This is a genomic window from Pimelobacter simplex (assembly GCF_900114845.1).
Lineage (GTDB): Bacteria > Actinomycetota > Actinomycetes > Propionibacteriales > Nocardioidaceae > Nocardioides > Nocardioides simplex.
The window spans coordinates 52,964-78,829 of the sequence record NZ_FOUK01000004.1 but is presented as its reverse complement, the minus strand read 5'-3'; the positions used below and the strand labels follow the sequence as shown (position 1 = coordinate 78,829).

At 72.5% G+C, this 25,866-nt stretch carries 21 protein-coding genes; 13 read left to right on the top strand and 8 right to left on the bottom strand.

All coding sequences use genetic code 11. From position 1 onward, the window contains the following. Window positions 1-51: 51 nt before the first annotated feature. From BM223_RS17115 to BM223_RS17105, 3 genes are all read right to left on the bottom strand, one after another. Complete coding sequence (locus tag BM223_RS17115; protein ID WP_038682677.1) at window positions 52-1,305, bottom strand: MFS transporter; 1,254 nt, start codon at window positions 1,303-1,305, stop codon at window positions 52-54. Between the two features lie 273 nt (window positions 1,306-1,578). Beyond that, window positions 1,579-2,229 carry an SRPBCC family protein gene (locus tag BM223_RS17110; RefSeq protein ID WP_038682675.1) on the bottom strand — a complete coding sequence of 217 codons (651 nt, stop codon included), beginning with the start codon at window positions 2,227-2,229 and terminating at the stop codon, window positions 1,579-1,581. Between the two features lies 1 nt (window position 2,230). After that, the gene (locus BM223_RS17105) at window positions 2,231-3,553 is read right to left on the bottom strand and encodes a uracil-xanthine permease family protein (protein WP_038682673.1); all 1,323 of its coding nucleotides are present in this window, start codon (window positions 3,551-3,553) and stop codon (window positions 2,231-2,233) included. A gap of 200 nt (window positions 3,554-3,753) precedes the next feature. On the opposite strand from BM223_RS17105, the gene BM223_RS17100 reads away from it, so the two are divergent. From BM223_RS17100 to BM223_RS17070, 7 genes are all read left to right on the top strand, one after another. Beyond that, window positions 3,754-5,826, top strand: coding sequence for a hydantoinase/oxoprolinase family protein (locus tag BM223_RS17100; RefSeq protein ID WP_038682671.1), 2,073 nt, complete (start codon window positions 3,754-3,756; stop codon window positions 5,824-5,826). Next, window positions 5,823-7,697, top strand: coding sequence for a hydantoinase B/oxoprolinase family protein (locus BM223_RS17095; protein WP_038682669.1), 1,875 nt, complete (start codon window positions 5,823-5,825; stop codon window positions 7,695-7,697). The genes BM223_RS17100 and BM223_RS17095 overlap by 4 nt, the downstream gene beginning before the upstream one ends. 96 nt (window positions 7,698-7,793) lie before the next feature. Continuing rightward, window positions 7,794-8,633, top strand: coding sequence for an IclR family transcriptional regulator (locus BM223_RS17090; protein WP_141267532.1), 840 nt, complete (start codon window positions 7,794-7,796; stop codon window positions 8,631-8,633). A 37-nt stretch (window positions 8,634-8,670) separates the two neighbouring features. After that, on the top strand, window positions 8,671-9,573 hold the full coding sequence (locus BM223_RS17085) for an FAD binding domain-containing protein (RefSeq protein WP_038682665.1): 903 nt from the start codon (window positions 8,671-8,673) through the stop codon (window positions 9,571-9,573). Beyond that, window positions 9,570-10,124, top strand: coding sequence for a (2Fe-2S)-binding protein (locus tag BM223_RS17080; RefSeq protein WP_082003857.1), 555 nt, complete (start codon window positions 9,570-9,572; stop codon window positions 10,122-10,124). The genes BM223_RS17085 and BM223_RS17080 overlap by 4 nt, the downstream gene beginning before the upstream one ends. After that, window positions 10,105-12,540, top strand: a complete 2,436-nt coding sequence (gene cutA, locus BM223_RS17075) for an aerobic carbon-monoxide dehydrogenase large subunit (protein WP_235319081.1) — start codon at window positions 10,105-10,107, stop codon at window positions 12,538-12,540. Before BM223_RS17080 ends, cutA begins: the two co-directional genes overlap by 20 nt. Beyond that, window positions 12,537-13,961, top strand: a complete 1,425-nt coding sequence (locus tag BM223_RS17070) for an amidase (protein ID WP_052139157.1) — start codon at window positions 12,537-12,539, stop codon at window positions 13,959-13,961. Before cutA ends, BM223_RS17070 begins: the two co-directional genes overlap by 4 nt. A gap of 153 nt (window positions 13,962-14,114) precedes the next feature. On the opposite strand, the gene BM223_RS17065 is transcribed toward BM223_RS17070, so the two are convergent. Then, a complete protein-coding gene (locus BM223_RS17065) occupies window positions 14,115-16,652 on the bottom strand; it encodes a glycoside hydrolase family 65 protein (RefSeq protein ID WP_052139156.1) in 2,538 nt (845 codons plus the stop codon). Next, window positions 16,649-17,440 carry an HAD family hydrolase gene (locus tag BM223_RS17060; RefSeq protein WP_052139155.1) on the bottom strand — a complete coding sequence of 264 codons (792 nt, stop codon included), beginning with the start codon at window positions 17,438-17,440 and terminating at the stop codon, window positions 16,649-16,651. Before BM223_RS17060 ends, BM223_RS17065 begins: the two co-directional genes overlap by 4 nt. On the opposite strand from BM223_RS17060, the gene BM223_RS17055 reads away from it, so the two are divergent. The 3 genes from BM223_RS17055 (at window position 17,439) to BM223_RS17045 (ending at window position 20,966) form a co-directional block, all read left to right on the top strand. Beyond that, window positions 17,439-18,161, top strand: coding sequence for a hypothetical protein (locus BM223_RS17055; RefSeq protein WP_141267535.1), 723 nt, complete (start codon window positions 17,439-17,441; stop codon window positions 18,159-18,161). The two genes, BM223_RS17060 and BM223_RS17055, sit on opposite strands and share 2 nt — an antisense overlap. A gap of 97 nt (window positions 18,162-18,258) precedes the next feature. Then, the gene (locus tag BM223_RS17050) at window positions 18,259-19,587 is read left to right on the top strand and encodes a cytochrome P450 (RefSeq protein WP_082003856.1); all 1,329 of its coding nucleotides are present in this window, start codon (window positions 18,259-18,261) and stop codon (window positions 19,585-19,587) included. A gap of 2 nt (window positions 19,588-19,589) precedes the next feature. Then, a complete protein-coding gene (locus BM223_RS17045; protein WP_038682658.1) occupies window positions 19,590-20,966 on the top strand; it encodes an FAD-dependent oxidoreductase in 1,377 nt (458 codons plus the stop codon). Between the two features lie 27 nt (window positions 20,967-20,993). Here BM223_RS17045 and BM223_RS17040 read toward each other — a convergent pair whose 3' ends face one another. The 3 genes from BM223_RS17040 to BM223_RS17030 all read right to left on the bottom strand — a co-directional run bounded on the left by BM223_RS17040 (window position 20,994) and on the right by BM223_RS17030 (window position 23,287). After that, window positions 20,994-21,449 carry a hypothetical protein gene (locus BM223_RS17040; protein WP_038682656.1) on the bottom strand — a complete coding sequence of 152 codons (456 nt, stop codon included), beginning with the start codon at window positions 21,447-21,449 and terminating at the stop codon, window positions 20,994-20,996. A gap of 66 nt (window positions 21,450-21,515) precedes the next feature. Continuing rightward, window positions 21,516-22,307, bottom strand: coding sequence for an ABC transporter permease (locus tag BM223_RS17035; protein WP_052139477.1), 792 nt, complete (start codon window positions 22,305-22,307; stop codon window positions 21,516-21,518). 5 nt (window positions 22,308-22,312) lie between these two features. Next, window positions 22,313-23,287 (bottom strand): daunorubicin resistance protein DrrA family ABC transporter ATP-binding protein, encoded by a 975-nt coding sequence (locus BM223_RS17030; protein ID WP_038682652.1) that lies wholly within the window; start codon window positions 23,285-23,287, stop codon window positions 22,313-22,315. 197 nt (window positions 23,288-23,484) lie between these two features. On the opposite strand from BM223_RS17030, the gene BM223_RS17025 reads away from it, so the two are divergent. The 3 genes from BM223_RS17025 (at window position 23,485) to BM223_RS17015 (ending at window position 25,814) form a co-directional block, all read left to right on the top strand. Further along, a complete protein-coding gene (locus BM223_RS17025; RefSeq protein WP_038682650.1) occupies window positions 23,485-24,018 on the top strand; it encodes a Dps family protein in 534 nt (177 codons plus the stop codon). Between the two features lie 61 nt (window positions 24,019-24,079). Next, complete coding sequence (locus tag BM223_RS17020; RefSeq protein ID WP_038682648.1) at window positions 24,080-25,288, top strand: cytochrome P450; 1,209 nt, start codon at window positions 24,080-24,082, stop codon at window positions 25,286-25,288. Window position 25,289: 1 nt separating this feature from the next. Further along, entirely contained in the window at window positions 25,290-25,814 is a 525-nt protein-coding gene (locus tag BM223_RS17015; RefSeq protein ID WP_038682646.1) for a TetR/AcrR family transcriptional regulator, read from the top strand. The last annotated feature ends 52 nt before the right edge of the window (window positions 25,815-25,866 follow it).

Sequence of the window (25,866 nt, the reverse complement as noted above, 5' to 3'; positions counted from 1 at the left end):
GTCAGAGTAGTGGGACGCGGTCGGTGAGGCGAGGGTTCGGCGCAAATCTCCTCAACGGTCGATCCGGCGCTCGCCGGCGACGGGCACGACCGCGACCGCCAGCAGCGGCAGCGCCGCCGCGAGGGCGTACGCCGCGCCGTACCCCCAGGCGGCGATGGTCAGTCCCGCGACGGGCGGGACGGCGACGGCGGCGAGGTGCTGGGCGGTGTTCTGCAGGCCGAGGGCGCGTCCCGACCAGAACGGACCCGCCCGCTCGGCGACGGCGGTGAAGGCGAGGCCGTTGTCGGCGACGGTGACCGCGGACGCGACGACGAGCAGCCCGACGGCGAGCGCCGTCATCGAGGTCGAGCCGGCGGCGCCGGTCGCGGCGAGGCCGAGCAGGAGCATGGTGGCCGCGGCCAGGAAGGCGACGGCGCGCATCGGCCGCATCCGGCTGCCGACGAGGTCGGAGGCCCAGCCGGCGCCGATCCGGGCGGCGGCGCCGGCGGCCTGGGTGCCGGCGACGACCAGGCCGGCGACGCCCGGCGACCAGCCGAGGTCGTCGACCAGCCAGGTCAGGCCGAAGGTCCACACCAGGAACTGGGGGACGACGAGCAGCACCGACGCGGCGTGGATCCGGGTGAGGTAGCCGTCCGCCCGGTAGGGGTTGGCCGCGCGGACCCCGGCGGCCGTGGCCGGCCGGGGCGGGTCGAGGACGACCAGCGCGACGAGTCCCGCCATCAGCACGGCGGCGGCGGTCGGCACCCACAGGGCCGGGCCGATGCCGTGGTGGTGGGCGATGACGGCGACCGTGCCGGCCGCGAGCCCGACGCCGAGCGGCTGCCCCGTCTGCCGGATCCCCATCGCGATCCCCCGCCGCTCGGGCGGGAACCAGCCGACCACCACCCGGCCCGACGCGGAGTTCGTCGCGGCCGCGCCGATCCCGGCGAAGCACAGGGCCGCGGCCATCGGCCACGGCGAGGCGAGGACGGCGGCCACGCCCCCGCCGACCGCGGTCACGAGCAGCCCGGCGAGCAGCGCGAACCGCTCCCCGCGCCGGTCGACGACCAGCCCCCAGAGCACCAGGGTGAACATCATCCCGGTCATCGACGCCGCCGCGACCACCCCGGCCTCGGCGAGGCTCATGCCGTACCCACCCTCGGCGACCGGCCGGTGCAGCTCGGGGATCAGGAAGCTCGGTGCGGTGATCATCGCGGACGTCGCCGCCTGAGCGCCGGTGCCCGCCGCCAGCATCGCCCACCGCCGCGCGGCCGAGACCGTCGCCGGCCCCGCCTCCGGGGTCGGGCGCGGAGCGGTCGTCGTCATGGACCCAGTAGACGCCTGGTGGCTGGTCCGGGGCCGCCGCATCTCATAAGAGGGGGTGTGAGAAACCCGGCATCGGGGTGGTGGGTGGGTGGCCCGGCGAAGTGGGTGGGTTGCGGGCGCGAAGTAGCAGGGTTTGACCCTCGAGGGTGCAGGGTTGGGCGCTGGGTGAGCTCGGTTGCGGTGGCGGCCGCGCTTAGCCGGCCGCCACCTCGGTTTCGCGTTCGCCTTCGGCCTCTCGGTTGCCGACCCCCCGGGCGCCGGGAGGGTGCGGGGTCAGCGGCCGAGCAGCTTGCGCAGGACGGCGAGGCCGGTCAGCGCCGCGATCGCCCCGAGGACGGCGGCCTGGAGCGGGGTCGGCTGTGGGAGGACGCTGCCCAGGTCGAGGGGCGGGTTCTCCGCGGGCGCGACCGGGCGGAGCGGGGCGGCGGTGGACGCGGCAGCCGAGGGAGTGGCGGGGGCCGCGACCGCGGCGGCCCGCGGCTGGGTCAGCTCGTCGGCGAGCCGGGTGGCGAACTGGCCGACGATCTTGTTGCTCACGTCCTGCATCAGGCCGCGGCCGAACTGCGCGGGCCGTCCGGTGACGTCCAGCTCGGTCGTCACGTGGACGGCGGTGCTGTCGCGGTCGACCTCCTCGAGGCGGGCGGTGATCCGGGCGGCGGCGGTGCCGTTGCCGCGGGCGTCCTTGGCGCGGCCGTCCATCACCATCACGCGGCGGCCGGCGTCGCGCTCGAGGATGGTGGCGGTGCCGAGGTAGTTGAGCATCACCGGGCCGAGCTTGACCTTCACCGCGCCCTCGAGGACGTCGCCGTCCATCCCGGCCAGGGTCGCACCGGGCAGGCAGGGGGCCACGCGCTCGAAGTCCAGGAGGGCCTCCCAGGCCCGGTCGGTGGTCACCGGGACGGTGAACGTGTGGTCGAGCTGCATCTCAGAACTCCTTGGGGACGTCGAGGGCGGGGGAAGCGGGGGTGGCGGCGTGCTGGCCCGGGTCGCCGGGCTCGGCGCGGTCGGCCGCGAAGCGCAGCAGGTGGTAGACGACGATCGTCCCGACGCCGCTGAGGGCGATGCCCGCGAAGACGTAGTCGCCGAGCGTGAGGGTGTAGTTGGCGGCCCCGACGATGAGGCCGAGGGCGGCCGTCGTCAGGTTGACCGGGTCGCGGAAGTCGACCTCGGCCGCGACGTACATCCGCAGGCCCATGCAGGCGATCATGCCGAAGAGGATGGTGGAGACGCCGCCCAGGACCCCCAGCGGTACGGCGCCCACCAGGGCGCCGAACTTCGGGCAGATGCTGAGCGCGATGGCGATGCCGGCGGCGATCATGTAGGCCGCGGTGGAGTAGATCCGGGTCAGCGCCATGACGCCGATGTTCTCGGCGTACGTGATCTGGCCCGAGCCGCCGAACATGCCGGAGACGGTGGTCGCGACGCCGTCGCCGATGACCGCGTTGCCGATGCTGGAGTCGAGGTTGCGCTCGCACATGGCGCTGACCGCCTTGACGTGAGCGGCGTTCTCGACGACGAGCACGAGCAGCACCGCCGGGACGATCAGCAGGATCGCCTGCAGGCTGAACGTCGGCGCCGTGAAGTCCGGCCAGCCCAGCCAGGACGCGTCGCGGACCGGGTCGAGCTCGACCCGGCCGAGGCCGGCCGCGAGCAGGTAGCCCACCGCGACGCCGATGAAGACGGCGAGCCGGCTGATGAACCCGCGCAGCAGCACGCTGACCAGGACGACGACGGCGAGCGTGACCGAGGCGAGCAGGCCGTCGTCCTGGTAGTTGGTCCACGCCACGGGGGCGAGGTTGAGGCCGACCATCGTGACGATCGTGCCGGTCACCACGGGTGGCGCGACGCGGTCGATGATCTGGTAGCCGACCTGGTTGATGATCAGGCCGGTGATGATGAGGGCGACGCCGGTCGCGACCAGGCCGCACAGCGCGGCCGCGTAGCCGCCCTGCGCCTGGGCCGCGAGCACCGGCGCGATGAACGCGAACGCCGAGCCGGTGTACGACGGCACCTTGTTCCGGGTGATCACCAGGAACAGCAGCGTGCCGACGCCGCTGAAGAACAGGGTGGTGCTCACCGGGAAGCCGGTGAGGACGGGGACCAACGTCGTCGCGCTGAACATCGCGATGACGTGCTGGGCGCCGAGTCCCGCCATGCGCGGCCAGGCCAGCCGCTCGTCCGGCGTGACCACGCGTCCCGGGATGACCTTCTTGCCGTCCCCGTGCAGGGACCAACTGAGCAGTGCCATGGAGGCTCCTCGGATGTGTATCCGTTCACCGGATACGGCCTACGAATATTCGCCAAGTAAGTCCCTGCCCTGGTCGGGTTGTCAAGAGTCCCGAGGCAAAAGAATTCTCCGCAGGCTCGACCCCTTGACAGCCTTCGGAACCGAGGGCTCTACTTCATTCAGCGAAATCAACATTCGCTCAGCGGATAGGAGCAGGAGACATGGCAGGTTCGTTCAGGGTCTCGGTGGACACCGGTGGGACCTTCACTGACGTGATCGGGGTCGACGCCTCCTCCGGGGAGCTGTTCGCCGTGAAGACCCCGAGCAACCGCGAGGACCCGAGTCGCGCGCTGCTGGAGGGCGTCTCGAAGGTGCTCGAGGCGGCGGGCAAGGCGCCGGAGGAGATCGAGCTCGTCATCCACGGCACGACGACGGCGACGAACGCCGTCCTGGAGCACGAGTTCGACGGCATCGGGCTGCTGGTCACGACCGGCTTCCGGCACCTCGTCGAGATCGCGCGCCAGTCGGTGCCCGACGGCTACGGCAACTCGTACTTCTGGGTGAAGCCGCCCCGGATCGTCCCGCTGCACCTGGTGCGCGAGGTCCCCGAGCGCCTCGCGTACGACGGCTCGGTGCTCGAGCCGCTCGACCTCGACGCCGTGCGCGCCGCCGCCGCCGAGCTCGTCGAGGCCGGCGTCAACCGGCTCGGCGTGTGCCTGCTGCACGCGTACGCCAACGACAAGCACGAGCGCGAGATCGGCCAGATGCTCGCCGAGGAGTTCCCCGACCTCTTCGTGTCGCTCTCGTCGGTGGTGCTGCCCGAGTACCGCGAGTACGAGCGGGCGATGACCACCCTCATCGACGTGATGGTCAAGCCCTACTGCAAGACCTACCTCGGTGCCGCCCAGCGCGACCTCAACGAGGTCACCGGCGGCCGGCCGTTCCTGATCATGCAGTCCAACGGCGGCGTCGTCTCGGCCGAGACGGCCGGCGACAAGCCGGTCACCATGCTGCTCTCCGGCCCGGCCGGCGGCGTCCTGGGCGCGATCGAGGCCGCCCGCAGCGCCGGCGTGCGCGACCTGATCACCCTCGACGTCGGCGGGACGTCGACCGACGTCGCCCTCATCGAGGACCTCCGGATCCGGCTCACCAGCGAGACCGTGATCGAGAACTACCCGGTCAAGGTGCCGATGATCGACATCGCCACCGTCGGCACCGGCGGCGGCTCGATCGCCTGGCAGGGGCCGGGCGAGTCGCTCAAGGTCGGCCCGAAGAGCGCGGGCGCCTACCCCGGCCCGATCTCGTACGGGCGCGGCGGCACCGCGCCGACCGTGACCGACGCGGCCGCCATCCTCGGCCGGCTCCCCGACGCCCTCGTCGGCGGCGAGCTGAACCTGGCCAAGGACGCCGCCCGCAGCGCCTTCGCGGAGTTCGGCACCCAGTTCGGCCTCAGCGCCGAGGAGGCGGCGGCCGGCGTGCTCGAGGTGGCGGTGATCGGCCAGGTGGCCGGCATCCGCCAGGTCTCCACGCTCAAGGGCCGCGACCCGAGCGCCTACGCCCTGGTCGCCTTCGGCGGCGCCGGCCCGCTGCTGGCCAACGAGGTCGCCGAGGCGCTCGGCATGCGCCGGGTCCTGGTGCCGCCGACGCCGGGCAACCTGTCGGCGTTCGGCCTGCAGGTCTCCGACGTCAAGCGCGACTACGTGCGCACCCTGGTCCGCGACCTCGACGCCGGCAACGACGCCACCGTCGTCGACGAGATCGAGAAGGTGTGGCTCGAGCTGGAGGCCGCCGGCCGCGGCGAGCTGCGCGCCGAGGGCGTCCCGACCGAGCAGGTCTCGCTCGTCCGCGGCGCCGACCTGCGCTACGTCGGCGAGGGCTACGAGGTCTCCGTCGTGATCGACGACCTCACCGGCGACGACGCCGTCCGCGCCGTCGAGGCCGCGTTCCACGAGGAGCACAACCGGGTCTACGGGTTCTCCTACGCCGGTGAGCAGCAGGTCGAGGTGGTCGCGCTGCGCGTCCAGGCCCTCGGCGAGCTGCACCGACCGTCGCTCGCGACGGCGCCGCGCAGCGGCGGCGGCACTCCCCAGCCGACCGGCACCCGCTCGGTCTACTGGCGCTCCACCGGCTGGATCGACTGCCCGACGTACGACCGGGCGACGCTCGGCGACGGCGACGCGGTCGCCGGCCCCGCGATCGTCGAGGAGTACGGCTCCACCTACGTCGTCCCCGTCGGCTGGGACGCGACCGTCGACCACTTCGGCAACATCCTCAGTGAAAGGAAGGACGCGTGAACACCACCAGGAAGCTGGGGCCGATCGAGCTCGAGGTCATCACCGGGACGATCCGCTCGGCCGAGGTCGAGATCGAGGCCGCCGTCGAGCGCGCCGCGCGCTCGCCGATGATCCGCGACCAGCACGACTACCGCGTCGGCCTGTACGACGCCCGCGGGCGCAAGCTCACCGGCCGCTCCTACGGCAGCCTGATCGAGCCGGTCTTCGAGTTCTTCGGCGACGACATCAACCCGGGCGACGTCTTCTTCTGGAACGACCCCTACAACAGCGCGGGCTCCTGCGGTCACGTCCCCGACCTCTGCACGACCGTGCCGATCTTCGTCGGCGACCGGCTGATCGGGTTCAGCCAGGTCTTCGGCCACCACGACGACGTCGGCGGCTGCGTGCCCGGCAGCCTCCCCGTGCAGGTGCACGACCAGTGGGGCGAGGGCCTCGTCGTCCCGCCGATCAAGCTGTACGACCGGGGCGTGCTCAACGAGACCGGCTTCCGGATCATCGAGCGCAACTCCCGGCTCTCCGAGCACCTGCGTGGCGACATCGACTCCGAGATCGGCGCCTGCCAGCTGGGCTCGCGCCGCCTGGTCGAGCTCGCCGAGCGCTACGGCATCGAGACCCTCGAGGCCGGCTTCGACGGCATCATCGAGAACTGCGCGCGGACCATCCGCGAGGAGCTGTTCCCGAAGATCGAGGACGGCGTCTACACGTTCGAGGACTACATCGAGTGCGACGGCTTCACCCGCCAGCTCTTCGCGATGCGGGTCACGATGACCAAGACCGCCGACAAGATCACGCTCGACTTCAGCGGCACCGACCCGGAGGCCGAGGGCCCGATCAACTGGGCGATCGACTACTGCGAGGGCCGCTTCGTCCGCAAGTGGATGGCGCCGGTGCTGCGCTGCCTGGCGAGCTCGCCGGAGCGGGCCGCCGAGATCGACATCAACGAGGGCGCGCTCGACGTCATCGACGTCGTGTTCCCGGAGAAGGGCACGCTGGTGACACCGCACTTCGGGCGCCCGACCGGCCTGCGGTTCTTCATCCTGCTCCGCTCGCTCGGCATCTTCGCCGGCGCGCTCGCGAAGGCGACCGGCGGCCAGATGCCGGCCGACCACGAGACGATCCGGATCTGGGGCATGCACAGCCGCGACCAGCAGGGGAAGCTCAGCCTCTTCCGCGAGGTGCTCGGCGGCGGCGGTCCCGGCCGGCCGTGGGCCGACGGCAGCGACGTCGTCCACATCGTGCCGAACTCCCGCAACCTGCCGGCCGAGTTCTCCGAGCAGCGCTACCCGGTGCTGGTCGAGCAGCTCGCCCTGCGGCCGGACTCCGGCGGCGCCGGCAAGCACCGCGGCGGGCTCGGGTACGACAAGCGGATCCGGGCGCTCAAGGACTGCATGCTCCTGTCGAACGCCGACCGCACCGACCTCAACCCCTACGGCGTCAACGGCGGCCAGGCCGGTGGCAACTACTCGATCGTGCTGCACCGCGCCGACGGCACCGAGGAGGTGCTCGACGGCATGGTCGACAACGTCCCCGTGCGCGAGGGCGACGTCGTCCGGCTGTGCACGACCGGCGGGGGCGGCTGGGGCGACCCGCTGCGCCGCGACGTCGAGTCGGTCCGGTACGACGTCCTGTGCGGCAACGTCTCGCTGGCGGCGGCCGAGGGCTACTACGGCGTCCGGCTGGTCGGCGAGGGCCCCGGCCTGAGCGTCGACGCGGCCGGCACCGAGGAGCTGCGCGCCAAGCTCGTCGCCGAGCGCGGCGACGTCGCGATGTTCGACCGTGGTGAGCACTTCGAGCGGATCAAGGCCGACGGCGGTGTGCGCTGGCCGGACGGCTGGAGCGACCCCGACGACTGCCTCGCCGGGCGGTCCTGAGGAGCATGGGACCGACTGCGCCGGAGGAGGTGCCGATGAACGACGTGACCTGGGTAGTGTGGGATCTGCCTCACGAGCTACGAAGGGAGGGTGGTCGTGGCCGACAAGAAGGGCCGGACCGGCAGCAGCGCGGCCGCGCCGGCCGAGGCCTCCTCGCCGACGCTGCAGGGCGTCTCCCGGGCGCTCCGGGTGCTCGACGTGGTCGCCCAGCGACCGATGCGGACGACCGAGCTGTCCGAGGAGCTGGGTATCTCGTGGGCGACGCTGCAGCGGACGCTGGCGCAGCTCGAGGCCGACGAGTTCATCTCCCGCGACGAGCGGGGCAACTTCCACATCGGGCGCAAGACCTGGCTGCTGGGCAGCACCTACCTGGTGGGGCACCGGCTGATGGAGCTCGCGGTTCCGCTGCTGACCCGCGAGTCCAGCCTGGTGCCCACCTCGGTGCTCCAGCTGGTCGAGCGCAGCGGCGACACCACGGTGGTGCTGTTCTCGCGCGAGGCGGCCTCCAAGGAGGTCATCACCCGGACGACGTACGGTCACCACTTCCCGCTCCACTGCGGCTCGAAGGGCTGGGTCTTCCTGGCCAACGCCGAGCCGGAGTTCATCGACCGCTACCTCTCCGAGCCGCTGATCTCGCTCACCCCGGCGACGGTCACCGACCCCGACGAGCTGCGCGAGCGGCTGGCCGAGGTGCGCGAGCAGGGCTATGCCGTGACGGTCGGCGACGTCCAGTCCTTCACGGGCTCGGTGGCGGCGCCGGTCTTCAACGACGAGGGTCAGGTCGAGGCCTGCATCTGCGCGGTCTCGCGCCGGTCCAGCCTGACCGGCGACAAGCAGGAGCAGATCGTCGAGCTGGTGCAGCGCGTGGCGCAGACGCTCTCGCTCGGACTGGGTTGGCAGCCGCTGCGGCACGCCAAGGTGGTCCAGCGGGGCTGAGCCGCGGCGCCGGTCCGGCCGGAGCAGGAGAGCGCGCATGAAGCCGTCACGGTTCGAGTACGTCCTGCCGCGCTCGATCGAGGAGGCGGTCGCCGCCCGGGTCGAGCACGCGGACACGGTGGTGCTGTCGGGCGGGCAGAGCCTGGTCCCGACGCTGAACTTCCGGCTGTCCAACCCGGAGGCGGTCATCGACCTGCGGCTCGTCCCGGGGCTGGACGACGTCCGGGTCGAGGGGGAGTGGATCCACGTCGGCGGCCGGACCCGGCAGCGCGACCTCGAGCTGGACGACGCGGTGCACGCGGCCAACCCGCTGATCCGGGAGACCCTGCACCACGTCGCCCACCCGGTGATCCGCAACCGGGGCACGGTCGGCGGCAGCATCGCCCACGCCGACCCGTCGGCCGAGCTGCCGTGCCTGCTGCTGTGCCTCGACGGCGAGGTCGTCGCGCACGGTCCGTCGGGGGCCCGGACGATCGACGCGCAGGACCTCTTCGAGTTCATCCTGTCCACGACGCTGGAGCCCGACGAGATCCTCACCGAGGTGCGGTTCCCCGTCCTGCCCGAGCGGACCGGCTGGTGCTTCACCGAGTTCGCCCGCCGGCACGGGGACTTCGCCCTCGCCGGGGTCGCGGCCACGCTCACCCTGGCCGACGACGGCACGATCGCGTGGGGCCAGCTCGCCGCGTGCGGCGTCACGACGACGCCGGTCCGGCTGGTCGCCGTCGAGGACGCGCTCCTCGACGACGCCGCCGATCCGTCGCGGTTCCGCGAGATCGCCGCCCTGGCGGCCGACGTCGTCACCGTGCCCGACGACGAGTCCTGCTCCAGCGCCTACCGGCGCGACCTGCTGGTCGGCCTGGTCGAGCGCGCGCTCCGCACCTCCTGGCAACGAGCCACCGAACGAGCCACCGCACGAACCTCACGAGAGGTCACCTCATGACGTCCTCGACGTACCGGTCGCCGGTCAACGACGACCCCACCCTCGACATCTCGCTGGTCGTCAACGGCCGGCCGGTCGAGGCCTCGGTCAGCCCGCGCCTGCTGCTGAGCGACTTCCTGCGCCACCACCTCGGGCTGACCGGCACCCACGTCGGCTGCGAGCACGGCGTGTGCGGCGCGTGCACCGTCCACATCGACGGCCGGGCCGCGCGCAGCTGCCTGACCCTCGCCGTCCAGCTCGACGGCGCCACGGTGCGCACCGTCGAGGACCTGGAGGGTCCCGACGGATCGCTGAGCCCCGTGCAGGCCGCGTTCCGCGACTGCCACGGCCTGCAGTGCGGCTTCTGCACGCCCGGCTTCCTGATGTCGGTGACGGCGCTCCTCGACGAGGACCCCGACGTCGCCGACGCCTCCGACGCCGAGATCCGCGAGCGGATCGCCGGCAACCTGTGCCGCTGCACGGGCTACCAGGGGATCGTCGCCGCGACCCGGCAGGCCGCCGAGACCCTCCGCGACGCGAAGGAGCAGGCCGATGGCACGACCCAAGGCTGAACAGCCTGAGCAGTCCGCGCCGCCGATGGTGCACACCGGCGCCCGGGTGCGCCGCAACGAGGACCCGCGGCTGCTGCGCGGCCGTGGCCGCTACGTCGACGACATCCCGCTGGAGGGCTGCGTCCACGGTGCGTTCCTGCGCAGCACGGTCGCCCGCGGCCGGATCGTCGCGCTCGACACCACCGAGGCCGAGCAGCTGCCCGGCGTCCTCGCGGTCTACACCTGCGAGAACATCGGCGGGCTCGACCGCGAGATGCCGCTGCTGATCCCGCACCCCTGCATCAGCCACGGCCGCACCCAGCGACCGCTGGCCCGCGACGACGTCTACTACGTCGGGCAGGCGATCGCGTTCGTCGTCGCCGTCGACCGCTACGTCGCCGAGGACGCCGTCAGCCGGATCTCGGTCGACATCGAGCCGCTGCCGGTCGAGGTCGACATGGAGCGGGCCGTCGACGACGGCGCACCGCTCGTCCACCCCGACGTCCCCGGCAACATCGCCGCGGCGCTCGTCCAGAACTGCGGCGACGCCGACGCGGCGTTCGCCCGGGCCGAGCACCGCACGAAGATCCGGGTGCAGGTCGACCGCAGCACCGGTGCGCCGATGGAGTGCCTGGCGACGGCCGCCCGCTGGGACCCGGTCTCCGGCGAGCTCGTCGTCTGGGACGGGACGCAGGCGCCGATCGGGCTGCGCGGCGCGCTCGCGTCGCTGTTCGAGCTCGACGAGGACAAGGTCCGGGTGATCGCGCCCGACGTCGGCGGCGGCTTCGGCCCGAAGATCCACTTCCCGTACGCCAACGAGGTGCTGGTGCCGCTCGCGGCGATGGAGCTCGGCCGGCCGGTCAAGTACATCGAGGACCGCTCCGAGAACTTCGTGCACATGTCGCACGAGCGCACCCAGATCCACGAGATCGAGCTCGCCGCCACCAAGGACGGCGAGGTGATCGGCCTGCGCGACGTCTTCCTGCACGACACGGGCGCGTTCATCCCCTACGGCATCGCCGTCGCGCAGGTCGCCTCGACCGCGATCGCGGGGCCCTACCGGATCCCGAACATCGAGGTGGAGTTCCGCTGCGTCTACACGCCGACGGTCCCGGTGACGCCGTACCGCGGCTGCGGGCGGCCCCAGGCCAACTTCGCGCTGGAGCGGGCGATGGACCAGCTCGCCGAGGAGCTCGGCCTCGACCGCTTCGAGATCCGCCGGCGCAACCTCATCGCCGACGACGAGTTCCCCTACAAGCGCGAGGGCCTGATCTTCGCCGACGGGCTGCCGGTCACCTACGACTCCGGTCAGTACGGCGCCGCGCTGGCCCTGCTGGAGGAGGAGCTCGACCTCCCCGCGTTCCGCGCCGAGCAGGAGCAGGCGCGGGCGGAGGGGCGCTGGCTCGGGCTCGGGCTGTCGTTCTACGTCGAGGGCACCGGGCTCGGGCCCTACGAGGGCGGCCGGGTGCGCATCCACCCGATCACCGGCAAGGTCTACGTCAACACCGGCCTGACCACGCAGGGCCAGGGCCACGCGACGTCCATGGCCCAGCTCGTGGCGGACCAGCTCGGTGTCGCGGTCGACGACGTGATCGTCGTCGAGGGCGACACCGGGGTCTTCGACTGGGGCGTCGCGACGTTCGCCAGCCGGGCGATGGTGGTCAGCGGCAGCGCGATCCACAAGGCCGCCGTCAAGGCGCGCGAGCGGGTGCTCGAGATCGCCGCCAACATGCTGGAGGTCGACCAGGCCGACATCGTGCTCGAGAACGGCGCGGCCACCGTGCGCGGCACCGGCACGTCGGTCCCGCTCGCCGCGATCGCGACGGTCTCCAACCCCCTGCGCTACGCCTTCAACGACGCCGCGCAGATCGCCACCCAGTTCGCGCCGGCCAACAAGGGCGACGGTCCGCCGCTGCCCGAGGAGTCGCGCCCCGGCATCCAGACCGAGGAGTACTACAGCCCGCCCCACGCCACCTGGGCGTACGGCGTCCACGCGGCGATCGTCGAGGTCGACCCGGTCAGCTACGACCTGCAGGTCAAGCGGTACGTGATCGTCCACGACTGCGGGAAGATGATCAACCCGATGATCGTCGAGGGCCAGATCGCCGGCGGCGTCGCGTCCGGGATGGGCGGCGCGTTCTACGAGAAGCTCGAGTACGAGGCCAACGGCAACCTGCGCAACGCCAGCTTCATGGAGTTCCTGATGCCGTACGCGACCGAGGTGCCGCACATGGAGATGCACCACCTCGAGACGCCCACGCCGCTCAACCCGATCGGCGCGAAGGGCGCCGGCGAGGCCGGCACCATCCCGGTCGCCGCCGTCATCGCCTCCGGCATCCAGGACGCGCTCGCGCCCGAGGGGATCGGCCCGCTGTGGCACGTGCCGCTCAACCCGAGCGTGCTCCACGACGCCGTCCGCGAGGCGCGGTCGCGATGAGCGAGCTCTGCTTCCGCACCGCCCGCGAGCTCGTCGCCCTCATGGAGGCCGGCGAGGTGTCGGCGGTCGAGGTCGCCCAGGCCCACCTCGACCAGGTGGACCGGGTGAACCCGGCCGTCAACGCGGTGGTCTCGCTCGACCCCGAGATCACCCTCGCCGACGCCCGGGCCGCGGACGACGCTCGTCGTTCGGGGCGGCTGCTCGGGCCGCTGCACGGGCTGCCCGTCGCGTTCAAGGACACCCACGACGCCGCGGGGTTCCCCACGACGTACGGGTCGCCGATCCATGCGCAGAACCGGCCCGCCGAGAGCGAGCTGCTGGTCGCGCGGCTGCGCGCCGCGGGCGTCGTACGGCTGGGGAAGACGAACGTGCCCGAGTTCGCGTCGGGCTCGCACACCTTCAACCGGCTCTTCGGCACCACCCGCAACCCCTACGACCTGACCCGGTCGGCGGGTGGCTCGAGCGGCGGTGCCGCCGCCAGCCTGGCCAGTGGCATGCAGCCGCTCGCCGACGGCTCCGACATGGGCGGATCGCTGCGCAACCCGGCGTCCTTCTGCAACGTGGTCGGGCTGCGCCCCTCACCGGGCCGGGTGCCGATACACCCCAACCCACTGCCGTGGCAGACGCTCGCCGTCCAGGGGCCGATGGCGCGCAACGTCGGCGACCTCGCGCTCATGCTCGGCGTCATCGCGGGCCCGGACGACCGGGTGCCGCTCTCGATCACCGAGGACCCTGCGGTGTTCGGGGGTTCGCTGGAGCGCGACCTCACCGGGCTGCGGATCGGCTGGTCGCCCGACCTCGGCGGGGCGCTGCCCGTGGAGCGCGAGGTGGTCGACGTGATCCGGAAGCGGCTCCACCTGTTCGAGGACCTCGGCTGCGACGTCATCGAGGTCCAGCCCGACTTCTCCGGCGCCGACCGCTGCTTCCGCACCTTGCGTGCGTGGCAGTTCCAGGCGACGTTCGGGGACCTGCTGGCGGCGTACCCGGGGCAGCTGAAGCCCAGCCTGGAGGCCAACATCCGCGAGGGCGCCGAGGTCACCGCCGCCGACGTCGCCCGGGCGTCGAAGATGCAGGGCGAGCTCTTCCAGCGCTTCGCCGCGGCCTTCGCCGACGAGTACGACGTCCTCGTGCTCCCGGTCAGCCAGGTGCTGCCCTTCGACGCCGACATCGAGTACCCCACCGTGATCGAGGGCGTCGCCCAGCCGACCTACCTCGACTGGATGGCGTCGTCGTACTACGTCAGCGCCATCGGCCTGCCCGCCCTGTCGGTCCCTGCCGGCTTCACCGACAGCGGCCTGCCGGTCGGCATGCAGCTGGTCGGCCCCTACCGCCACGAGCAACTGCTCCTGGAGGTCGGCCGCGGCCTCGAGCTCGCCGCCGGCGACCCCCCGTTCACCCCACCCCCCACCGCTGCTGGGTGATCCTTCCCCGCGAAGTGCGCCGGTTGCGGGTCCGAAGTAGGCCGGTTGCGGGCGCGAGGTGGTTGACGCGGCAACGTCCGCGGCATCTCGGACCCGCAACCCACGCACTTCGCGCCCGCAACCCACGCACTTCGCGGGGCAGGCAGGGGCGGCTCAGTCGCCGGTGGGGATGATCGCCGAGATCACCGTGCCGTCGGCCCGCTGGATGCCGGCCGGGTACGGCGGCTCGCCCTCGAGCCGTGGCCCCTGGTGCTCCAGCGGCAGCACCACCGGTGCCCCCGGCGCGAGCTTGACGACCTCGCCGCGCACGCAGAGCGGAACCGGGTCGGTGCCGTGCTCGACGGCGAGCTCGAGCTCGGTGGGCCGGACGGTGACCCGGACCCGGGTGCCGTGGAGGGTGACCCGGTAGGTCAGCGACTCCCAGCCGTCGGGGAGGCGGGGGTCGATCTGCCACTGCTGGTCGCCGGCGGCCGAGCCGATGTCGCGGAAGCCGCCGAAGCCGGAGACGAGGGCGCTCCAGACGCCGCCGGTCGACGCGACGTGGACGCCGTCGGCGGTGTTGTTGTGGCGGTCGGCGAGGTCGACGAAGAGCGCCGACATGAAGTAGCGGAGGGCGAGCTCGTGGTAGCCGACCTCGGCGGCCATCACGGACTGCATGACGGCCGAGAGGGTGGAGTCGCCGGTGGTGATGGGGTCGTAGTAGTCGAAGTCGGCCTTCTTCTGCTCGGCCGTGAACTCCTCGCCCTGCAGGTAGAGCGCCAGGACGACGTCCGCCTGCTTGAGCACCTGGAAGCGGTAGATCACCAGCGGGTGGTAGTGCAGGAGGAGGGGGCGCTTCTCGAGCGGCGTGTTCTCGAGGTCCCACATCTCGCGCTCGAGGAAGTGGGCGTCCTGGGGGTGGATGCCGAGGAACTCGTCGAACGGGATCGACATCGCCTGGGCGGCCTCGGCCCACTCGTCGGGCTCCTCCACCGACAGTCCCGTACGACGCACCAGGGCCTCGTAGGCGTCGGGGTCGTCGCGCTGCAATTCCCACACGGCGCGGGCCGCGCGGCGCAGGTTGAAGCGGGCGAGGACGTTCGTGTAGAGGTTGTCGTTGACGACGGTCGTGTACTCGTCGGGCCCGGTGACGCCGTGGATGTGGAACGTACGACGTGACTCGTCGCGCCAGAACCCCAGATCGGCCCACAGCCGGGCGGTCTCGACGAAGATGTCGACCGCCTCGCGTGCCAGGAACTCCTCGTCGCCGGTGGCGCCGACGTACTGGCTGAGGGCGTAGGCGATGTCCGCGTCGATGTGGTACTGCGCAGTGCCGGCCGCGTAGTAGGCCGATGCCTCGTGCCCGTTGATCGTGCGCCACGGGAAGAGCGCGCCCTTCTGGGACAGCTCGCGGGCGCGGTGCCGGGCGTTGCCGAGCAGCGAGTACCGGAAGCGCAGGGCGTTCCGGGCGGCCCACGGCATCGTGTAGGTGAGGAACGGCATCACGTAGATCTCGGTGTCCCAGAAGTAGTGGCCGCCGTAGCCCGAGCCGCTCACCCCCTTGGCGGCGATGCCCTGGCCCTCGGCGCGCGCCGAGGCCTGCAGGACGGCGAAGAGGTTCCACCGGATCGCCTGCTGCAGCGCGGGCTGTCCGGGCACCTCGACGTCGGCGCGGCTCCAGAAGTCGTCGAGCCAGGCGCGCTGCGCGGCGTACTGGCGGGCGATCCCCTCTTCGCGGGTGCGGTCGAGCGTCCGCTCGCAGCGGTCGATCAGCTCGCGCGGCGGCACGGTCTGCGCGGTGTGGAAGGCGACGGTCTTGGTCAGCCGGACGGGGACGCCGGGCTCGGCGGCGATCCGGTAGATCACCTTGGCCAGGTCGTCCTCGGAGTGCACGCTCATCGAGTACGACGACGTCGTCTCGAGCGCGTGGTCCGCGACGACGCCGACCGTCATCCCGCTCTGCACGGTGCGGTAGCCGAGCTTGATCCGCGCGGTCTCGGGGTCGGCGCCGTGGAGCCGGGGCAGCAGCACCCGCCGGTCGAACGCCTCGGCCTTGCGCGGGTCGGCACCCCCGCCCGCGGCCGCGCCGGCCAGCTCCGCCTCGGGGGTGGGCTGCTCGACCTCCTCGTCCTGCCGGTTGACCAGCTGGGACGAGATGGCGAGCGAGGCGTGCTGGTCGAGCAGGGTCACCTCGAACGTGAGGACGGCGAGGTGGCGCTGCTCCAGCGGCACCATCCGGGTGCTGCGCACACTGACCCGCTTGCCCCCCGGCGTGCGCCACAGCAGCTCGCGCGACAGGACGCCGTCGCGGAAGTCGAGCGCGCGCTCGTACTCGATCAGGTCGGCGACCGAGACCTGCAGCGGCTCGTCGTCGACGTAGAGCCGGATCACCTTCGGGTCGGGGACGTTGACGATCGTCTGCCCGATCCGCGCGAAGCCGTAGGCCTCCTCGGCGTGCGAGATCGGCCAGGTCTCGTGGAAGCCGTTGATGAACGTGCCGTCCTGGTAGGCGTCCCGGCTCTCGGAGTAGTTGCCCCGCAGGCCCAGGTAGCCGTTGCCGACGCTGAACAGCGACTCGGTTGTGCCGAGGTCCGAGCCGTCGAAGCGGGTCTCGACCAGGCGCCACTCGTCGACCGGGAAGCGGGTGCGGTCGAGCGGGTCCGCGACGGACGGCGCGACGTGGGACGGGCCGGGACCCTCGGGTGCGTTCATCGGTCCTCCTCGGGTGCGCCGTCGGCGCCGAGCAGCTGGGCCAGGTCGGTGACGACGAGGTCGGCGCCGGCCTCGGTGAGGGCGTCGGCCCCGGCGCCGCGGTCGACGCCGATCACCAGTCCGAAGTCGCCGGCGTGCCCGGCCGCGACGCCGTTGATCGCGTCCTCGAGGACGACGGCCCGCGCGTTCGTCGTACCGAGGACGGTGGCGGCGTGAGCGAAGGTGTCCGGCGCCGGCTTCCCGGGCAGGTGCAGCTCGGCGGCCAGGCCGCCGTGCATGACGAACGCGAAGTCGTCGGTCATCCCGGCGGCCTCGATCACCGCCGGGGCGTTGCGGGACGACGACACGACGGCGAGCGGGATGCCGAGCCGGTGCAGCTCCTCGACGAGCCGCTTCGAGCCCGGGTACGCCGTGACCCCCTCGGCGGCGAGGATCTCGCTGAACGCGTCGTTCTTGCGGTTGCCCAGCCCGCAGATCGTCTCGGCCGTCGGCGGGTCGTCCGGCGTCCCCTCGGGCAGCTCGATGCCGCGCGAGGCCAGGAGCGACCGGACCCCGTCGTAGCGGGGCTTGCCGTCGACGTAGGAGTAGTAGTCCTGCTCCGTGTACGGCGCGTAGGCGACCCCGTCGGCAGTCGATCTCGCCGTGAGGTACGTCGTGAACATCTTCTCCCAGGCGTGCATGTGCACCTCGGCTGTGGGGGTCACCACACCGTCGAGGTCGAAGAGCACCGCGTCCCAGGCCTGCCAGTCGACTGTCGTCCGAGCCACGTGGTTCAGGCTAGGGCACATGACAACCGGCACCACCCCGTCGCCGCCGCGTCGTACCTGGACACGGGCGGCGGGCATCGTGCCCGGTGCCGGTGTGGCGACGATCGCGGGCTGCAGCGTCGCCGCGGCCGTCGGTGCGGGCCCGACGGGCGTGCTGGCCGTGCTCGTGGCCGGCGTGGCGGCCGGCCTGCTGCTGACCTGGCGCTGGGGACCCGCGGCCGCACAGGTCCGGGTCGGCGCGGCACGGGCCGACTGGGTGCGCGCGCACCCGGGCGCGGTGCTCGACCCGGACGGGCCCGCGTCCCCCCAGGACGTCGCGCTCGCACTGCCGCGCGGGTGGCGCGTCGAGGAGGCGTGCGGCCGGCTGCGTCTCGTCGTCCACGACGTGCCGGTGCGGGCCGAGACCTGGGTGCTGCGGGCCGCGGGTGGCTCGCGCCGCGCTCCCCGTCGGCGCGAGGTGGTCGCCACGGACGTGCCCACGGGCACGGCGCGCGCCTGGGTCCCGCTCCGCACGTCGGCAGACTCGATGCTCGTGGCGCCGGCCTGGGCCCGGGAGGCGGGTGCGCGGGAGCCGGACTGGCTCCCCGCAGTGCGCGCCCGGCTCCAGGAGCACGAGGACCTTCCCGCGGCCCTGACCATCGGGGACGGGCGCGTCGTCCTGCTCGCCCTCGACGACCCGCGCCCCGCGACGACGGACGCCCGCGCCGCACTGGTGCGCGACATCCGCCTCCTGCTCGGCTGACACCGGCGGTGCGTCGGGGGGCGATCCGGGTCACACCAGGGACTCATCCGGGTCACTCCCGATGTATCGGGCCGTCACGTCTGGTGGAATAACGTCCATGCGGCTCCCCCTCCTCAGCCCGGTGCTCGGCCCTGTCAAGCAGCGCGTCGGCGTCTGGCTGCTCAACCGGACGATGCGCAACGGCATCGACCTCCGCAAGCTGCGCTTCCTTCCGGAGTCCGTGACGCTGCCGCTCAAGCGCGACGGTCTCGACCCGCTGCCCGCGATGATGAAGGTCCAGGGCGAGGAGCCGGTCAAGAAGCTGGCCGACCTCTTCGGCAAGGGCGTCTGGCTGGTCAGCGGGTACGACGAGTCGCGCGAGGTGCTCGCCGGGGGTGCGGAGGTCTGGTCCAACGACCTGGGCCAGTTCGTCTCCCAGGAGGGCCGCTCCGACGAGGAGCAGATCGGCGGCCTCGGCATGACCGACCCGCCGCTGCACACGGCACTGCGCCGCTACCTCACCCCTGAGTTCACGATGCGCCGGCTGGCCCGGCTGCAGCCCGGCATCGAGCAGATCGTCGGCCAGCGCCTCGACGCGATGGCGGAGGCCGGTCGCGACGGCAAGCCCGTCGACATGGTCGAGGAGTTCGCGTTCGCGGTGCCCTTCGACGTCATCTGCGACCTGCTCGGCCTGCCGGTCGACGACCGGGCGCGGTTCCTCGAGCTCGGCGTCGCGCGCTTCGACCTCACCGAGGGCGGCGCGGGTGCCTTCGGTGCCGCCGCGCACACCCGTGAGTTCCTCATCAACGCGGTGCGCGAGCAGCGCGCGAACCCCGGCGACGGCCTGATCGGCGCGCTCCTCAAGGAGCACGGCGACGAGCTCGACGACGTCACGCTCGGCGGCATCGCCGACGGCGTCTTCCTCGGTGGCTACGAGACGTCGGCGAGCATGCTCGCGCTCGGCGCCTACCTGATCGCCACCACCCCGAAGGCCGGCGAGATGCTGCGCTCCGACGACGGCGAGCAGGTCAACCAGGTCGTCGAGGAGCTGCTGCGCCACCTGTGCGTCGTCCAGCTGGCGTTCCTGCGGTTCGCCAAGCAGGACGTCGAGATCGGCGGCGTGCAGATCAAGGAGGGCGACGCGGTCGGCGTCTCGCTGCTCGCGGCCAACCGCGACCCGCGCCTGGCCCCCGGCCTCGACACCTTCGACCCCTCGCGCGAGCCCACGCGGCACCTGGCGTTCGGCTGGGGCATGCACCGCTGCGTCGGCGCCGAGCTGGCCCGGATGGAGCTGCGCACCGCCCTCCGGATGCTCGCCGAGCGCTTCCCGGACCTGGCCATGGCCAGCGACATCTCCGCGCTCGACTTCCGCAAGCTCTCCGCCGTGTACGGCGTCGAGGCGCTCCCGGTCTACACCGGCACCGAGCGCGAGCCGGCCACGGCCTGATCATGCGGATCGTGGTCGTCGGCGGTGACGCCGCGGGGATGAGCGCCGCCCACACGGCGCTGCGGGCGGCCCGGGCGGCCGGCCGGGACGTGACGATCACCGTGCTGGAGGCGACCGGGCACACGTCGTACTCGGCGTGCGGGATCCCGTACTGGATCGCCGGCGACGTCGCGAGCGGCGACGACCTCGTCGCCCGGACCGCCGTCGAGCACCGCGCCGCGGGCCTCGACCTGCGCCTCGGCGCACGAGCGGTCGCGATCGACACCGACGACCGCGTCGTCCGGTACGACGGGGTGACCGGCCCCGGCGAGGTGCCCTACGACGAGCTGGTGCTCGCCACCGGCGCGATGCCCATCGTGCCGGTCTGGGCGCGGCCGCCGGAGGGCGGTCTGGTCCCCGGCGTGCACCCGGTGAAGAACCTCGACGACGGCGCGGTCTGGCTCGACCTGCTCGTCGCGGCCGACGGGCCCGCGGTCGTCGTGGGCGGCGGCTACATCGGCGTCGAGATGGCCGAGGCCCTCGTCCGACGCGGGTTCCGCACGACGCTGGTCACCCGGAGCGGGGTGATGGGCTCGCTCGACCCCGACCAGGGCGAGCGGATCGAGAAGGCGATGACGGCGGCCGGCGTCACGCTGCGCACGAGGCACACGGTCGACCGGCTCGTCACGGAGGGCGGCGGCGACGGCCGGGTCCGCGGCGTCGTCCTCGACTCGGGCGAACGCCTCGACGCGGCCCTCGTCGTGCTCGCCCTCGGCGTCGAGCCCGCCACCGCCCTCGGTGCGGCCGCGGGTCTCCCGCTCGGCGAGGCGGGCGGCTACCTCCCCGACCCGGGCGGCCGGATCGGCCCCCACCTCTGGGCGGCCGGCGACTGCTGCGAGGTCGAGCACCGGATCTCCGGCGCCCGCGCCTTCCTCCCCCTGGGCACCCACGCCAACAAGCTCGGCCGGATCGTCGGCGACAACCTCCTCGGCGGCGACCGCCGCTTCGGTGGCGCCACCGGCACCGCGATCACCCGCTTCGTCGCGGGCGACGTCCACCTGGAGATCTCCCGGACCGGGCTCAGCACGGCCGAGGCCACCGCCGCCGGGTACGACGTCACCTCGCTCGTCACCGAGGGCACCACCGCCAGCGGCTACATGCCCGAGGCCGAGCCGATCGCGACCAAGGTGCTCGCCGACCGCCGTACCCGACGCCTGCTGGGGATCCAGATCGTCGGCGGTCCCGGCGCCGGCAAGCGGATCGACGCCGCGGCCGCCGCCCTGTGGGGCGGCCTCGACGTCGACGACCTGGCCGGCATGGACCTCGCCTACGCGCCGCCGTTCGCGACCGTGTGGGACGCGCTGCAGATCGCGGCGCGCAGGCTGGCCGAGCGGATCTGAGTCGATCCGCCCGGCCGGTGCCCGGCGTCAGGCCTTCTTGAGCGGCGTCCTGCCGGAGGTCGGGCACCCTGCCGTGCCGTCGAGGTTCCGGGTGACCATCGTGTGCACCACCCGGTACTTCCCGTTCTTCTTCTCGTAGATGTAGAGGTAGCCCTGGAACTGGCCGGGCACGCACTTCGCGCTGGGCGAGCGCCAGGCCTGCTTGACCGTGGCCTTGAGGTTGACGCACTTCGACTTCTCGGGCCGTGAGGCCAACGCCGTGTGGTACCAGACGATGGCGCAGGCTCGGTGCCAGGTCTTCTTCTTGCAGGAGATGGTCGCGCCGGTCCAGGTCTTGCCCGGTTTCCCCTTCGACCAGTGCAGGTTCCCCGTCGCCGAGGGCTTGCAGGCGGCGCTGGCGGGCGTGGCACCGAGCAGGGCGTTGTCGACGGGAACCAGGAGCGTTCCGGCGAGCAAGCAGACGCAGAGCAGTCGTTTGAGCATGGGTCTTGTCCTCCCGAGATAGGTGGGCCGCCGAGGTTAGGTTGCCCTTCTCAGGAGGTCAAGGGGTCAGCGACTGGCCGCGATCCGGTACTGGCGCACCGCGAGCGGCGCGAAGACGGCGATGATCCCGACCACCCAGATCAGCGTGTAGGCGATCGGGTGCTGCAGCGACCACGCCTCCGATCCTGGCCCGACGCCGGTGTTGCCGAACAGGTCGCGGCTGGCCTGGGTGACCGCCGAGACCGGGTTCCACTCCACCACCGGCTTGAGCACGCTGTTGAAGTCCTTGGTCGGCACGAACGCGTTGGAGACGAAGGTCAGCGGCATGATCACGATGAACGAGGCGTTGTTGATCACCTCGACGCTCGGCACCATCAGCCCGACCCACGCCATCACCCAGCTGATCGCGTAGCCGAAGACGAGCAGCAGCGCGAAGCCGGCGAGCGCGTCGAGGAAGCCCTCGCGGATGCGCCAGCCGACGATCAGGCCGGTCAGCGCCATGATGATGAGCGAGAGCACGTTGTAGACGACGTCGGACGACGTCCGCCCGACGAGCACGGCGGAGTTGGACATCGGCAGCGACCGGAAGCGGTCGATGATGCCCTTCTGCATGTCCTCGGCGAGGCCGGCGCCGGTGAAGGTCGCGCCGAACACGATGGTCTGGCCGAAGATGCCGGCGATCAGCCACTCGCGGTAGTTGACGCCGGGGGTGTCGATCGCGCCGCCGAAGACGTAGGCGAACAGCAGCACGAACATGATCGGGCTGACGAGGACGAAGACCAGGATCTCCGGCACCCGCACGATCTTGATGAGGTTGCGCTGGGCGACCACCCAGCCGTCGTTGACGGCCTGCGTCATGGTGCTCACTTCACGGCCTCCGTGCTCTCGTTCTCGCTGCTGTCGTGCCCGGTCAGGCTGAGGAAGACGTCGTCGAGGGTGGGCCGGCGCAGCCCGACGTCGAGGACCTTGACGGCCTCGCGCTCGAAGCCCTGGAGGACGCGCAGCAGGTCGCTCGCGGCCTCGTCGCCGACGGCGGCGGCCAGCTCGCGGCCGCCGGCAGCGACCTGGACCTCGCCGACCGCGACCTCGTTGAGGATCGCGGAGGCGGTCTCGGTGTCGGCGGTGCTGGTGAGCACGACCTCGATCCGCTGGCCGCCGGTCTGGGCCTTGAGCTCGTCGGCGGTGCCGTGCGCGATCTGGCGGCCGTGGTCGATGACGACGATGTCGTCGGCGAGGACGTCGGCCTCCTCGAGGTACTGGGTGGTCAGCAGCAGCGTGGCGCCCTCGCCGACCAGCTCGCGGATGACGTCCCACATGAGCTGGCGGCTGCGCGGGTCGAGCCCGGTGGTCGGCTCGTCGAGCACGATCACCGGCGGCGCGGCGACCAGGGCGCCGGCCAGGTCGAGGCGCCGGCGCTGGCCGCCGGAGTAGGTCTTGGTGGGGCGGCCGGCGAACTCGGTGAGGTCGAAGCGCTCGAGCAGCTCCTGCGCGCGGGCCCGGGCCCGCTGCCGGCCGAGGTGGTAGAGCCGGCCGATCATCACCAGGTTCTCGTACGCCGTCAGGTGCTCGTCGACCGCGGCGTACTGGCCCGACAGGCCGATCTTCGCCTTGGCCGCCGCGGGCTCCGCGAGCACGTCGACGCCGGCCACGGACGCCGTCCCCTCGTCGGGCTTGAGCAGCGTGGTCAGGCAGCGGACGGCGGTGGTCTTGCCGGCGCCGTTGGGCCCCAGCAGGGCCAGCACCTTGCCCTCGGGCACGGCCAGGTCGAGGCCGGCCAGGGCCTCGACGTCCTTGTAGCGCTTGACCAGTCCGGTCGCGCGGATCATCGGTTCGCTCATCGTCGTCCTGCGTCCCCTCGTGCCTCTCGGATGCCCTGTTCGTCGCACCCTAGAGACCGGCGCCGACACCGGAACTCATCGCCGGGAGGCGGTTCCCGGCACAACTGAGGCAAGGCTCGCTTTCCTGGAACGGTTCAAGAAAAGGTGGCAAGGTGGGGGTCACCGAACCAGAGAACGAACGAAAGGGAGCACCCTCCATGGCCGCCACCGCGACCCAGCACCGCACCCGCCAGCACGTCTCGCACCCCGCCTTCCGCGCCGACGAGCAGCTCGCCGGTCACCTCCAGCAGGTCCTCGTCGACCTCAACGACCTCGCGCTCCAGGGCAAGCAGGCCCACTGGAACGCCGTCGGCCCCAACTTCCGCGACCTGCACCTGCAGCTCGACGAGATCGTCGATGCCGCGCGCACCTTCACCGACGACGTCGCGGAGCGGATGCGCGCCCTGTACGTCGTCCCCGACGGCACCTCGGCGCGGACCGCCGCCCAGTCCAGCCTCCCCGCCTTCCCCGGCGGTGAGGTCGAGACCGGTGCCGTGATCGACGCCATCGTGGCCTCGCTCTACGCCGTCGCCGGCACCGCCCGCCGGGTCCACGACGAGGTCGACGCGGCCGACCCGACGACCGCCGACCTGCTGCACACGATCATCGAGCGCATCGAGCAGCTCGCCTGGCTGACCGACGCCGAGCGCCGGACGCCGGGGGCCTCGGTGCCGGAGGCGATCGTCGTCTGAGTCGGCTGACGCGTCACGAGAAGCACTAGACAGATCGGCCGACATGTCTCATTGTTGAGACATGTCGGCTGATCTGTCTCATGGCTATGGCTACCGTCCCGGAGGAGGCGCCGCCTGGCGCGACCCGTGGCCCGGGTACGCCTGGCTGCGCGACCACGACCCGGTCCACCACGTCGTCCCCGCGCGGCACCCCGAGCACGACCACTACGTGCTCTCGCGCCATGCCGACGTCCTCGCCGCGGCGGTCGACACGGCGACCTACTCCAGCGCGGCCGGGCTCACCGTCGAGTACGACGAGCTCGAGCGCATCGGCCTGGCCGACAACCCGCCGTTCGTGATGACCGACCCGCCGGTCCACACCACCTTCCGCAAGCTCGTCGCGCGCGGGTTCACCCCGCGCCAGGTGCGCGACGTCGAGCCGGCTGTGCGGGCGTTCGTCGTCGAGCGGCTCGACCGGCTCCGCGCGGCCGGCGGCGGGGACGTCGTCGCCGAGCTGTTCAAGCCGCTGCCGAGCCTGGTCGTGGGCCACTACCTCGGCGTCCCGCCCGACGACCAGGGCCGGTTCGACGACTGGAGCGGCGCCATCGTCGCGGCCAATGCGGCCGACGGAGGCATCGCCGCCGCCGACGACGCGGCCGCCGCGACGGTCGAGATGATGGGCTACTTCACCACCCTCGCCGAGCACCGGCGCCGCGACCCGGGCGACGACACGGTCTCGCAGCTCGTCCAGGCCGACGTCGACCTGCTGGCGATCCTCGCCTTCGTCTTCACCATGGTGGCCGGCGGCAACGACACCTCGACCGGCGCGCTCGGCGGTGCGGTCCAGCTGCTCGCCGGGCGCCCCGACCAGCGCGCCCTCCTCGCCGCCGAGCCGGACCTGGTGCCCGACGCCGTCGAGGAGTTCCTCCGGCTCACGTCCCCGGTCCAGGGGCTGGCGCGCACCACCACGCGCGACGTCGCGCTGCACGACACCGTCATCCCCGCCGGCCGCAAGGTGCTCCTGCTTTACGGCGCCGGCAACCGCGACCCGCGCAAGTACGGGCCGGACGCCGACGCCCTCGACGTCCTGCGCCGCCCGAGCCAGATCCTCAGCTTCGGCCAGGGGCACCACCACTGCCTCGGCGCGGCCGCCGCACGGCTGCAGATCACCGTCGCGCTGCAGGAGCTGCTCGCCCGCATCCCCGACTTCACCATCGACCTCGACGCCGTCACCTGGGCGCCCGGCCCCTACGTACGGCGTCCGCTCTCGGTCCCCCTGGTGGTGGCGTGAGGTGAGCGCCTGGGCCGACCGTCGCACGGCGGCGGAGGAGCGCATCCTCGACGCGGCCGGCGAGCTCTTCGCCGATCGGGGCGTCGACGCCGTCGCGATGGGGGAGATCGCCACCGCGGCGGGGTGCTCGCGGGCCACGCTCTACCGCTACTTCCCCGACCGGACCGTGCTGCAGCGGGCGTTCGTGCAGCGCGAGGCGGTCCACGTGGGGGCGCTCGTCGCCGCCGACACCGCGGGTTCGGGCTCGCTCACCGACGCCGTGCTGTCGGCACTGCGCCACGTCCGCGCGACGCCCACGCTCGCCGCGTGGTTCCGCGCGGGCGACGCCGGCCGCACGGCCGGTCTCGCCCACGACTCCGAGGTCGTCGCCGCGCTCGGCCTGGCGGTCGTTCCCGACGCCGAGGCCGCGCAGTGGCTGGTCCGGGTGATCGTCTCGCTGCTGACCGTGCCGGGCGGGGACGAGGGGGACGAGCGGCGGCTGGTGGAGCGGTTCGTCGGGCCGGTGATCTCCCTGGGTCGTCCCTGACCGCTCCCTGGCCGACCCCTGAGCCGCCCGGCAGCGGCCGCGATCTCCCCTA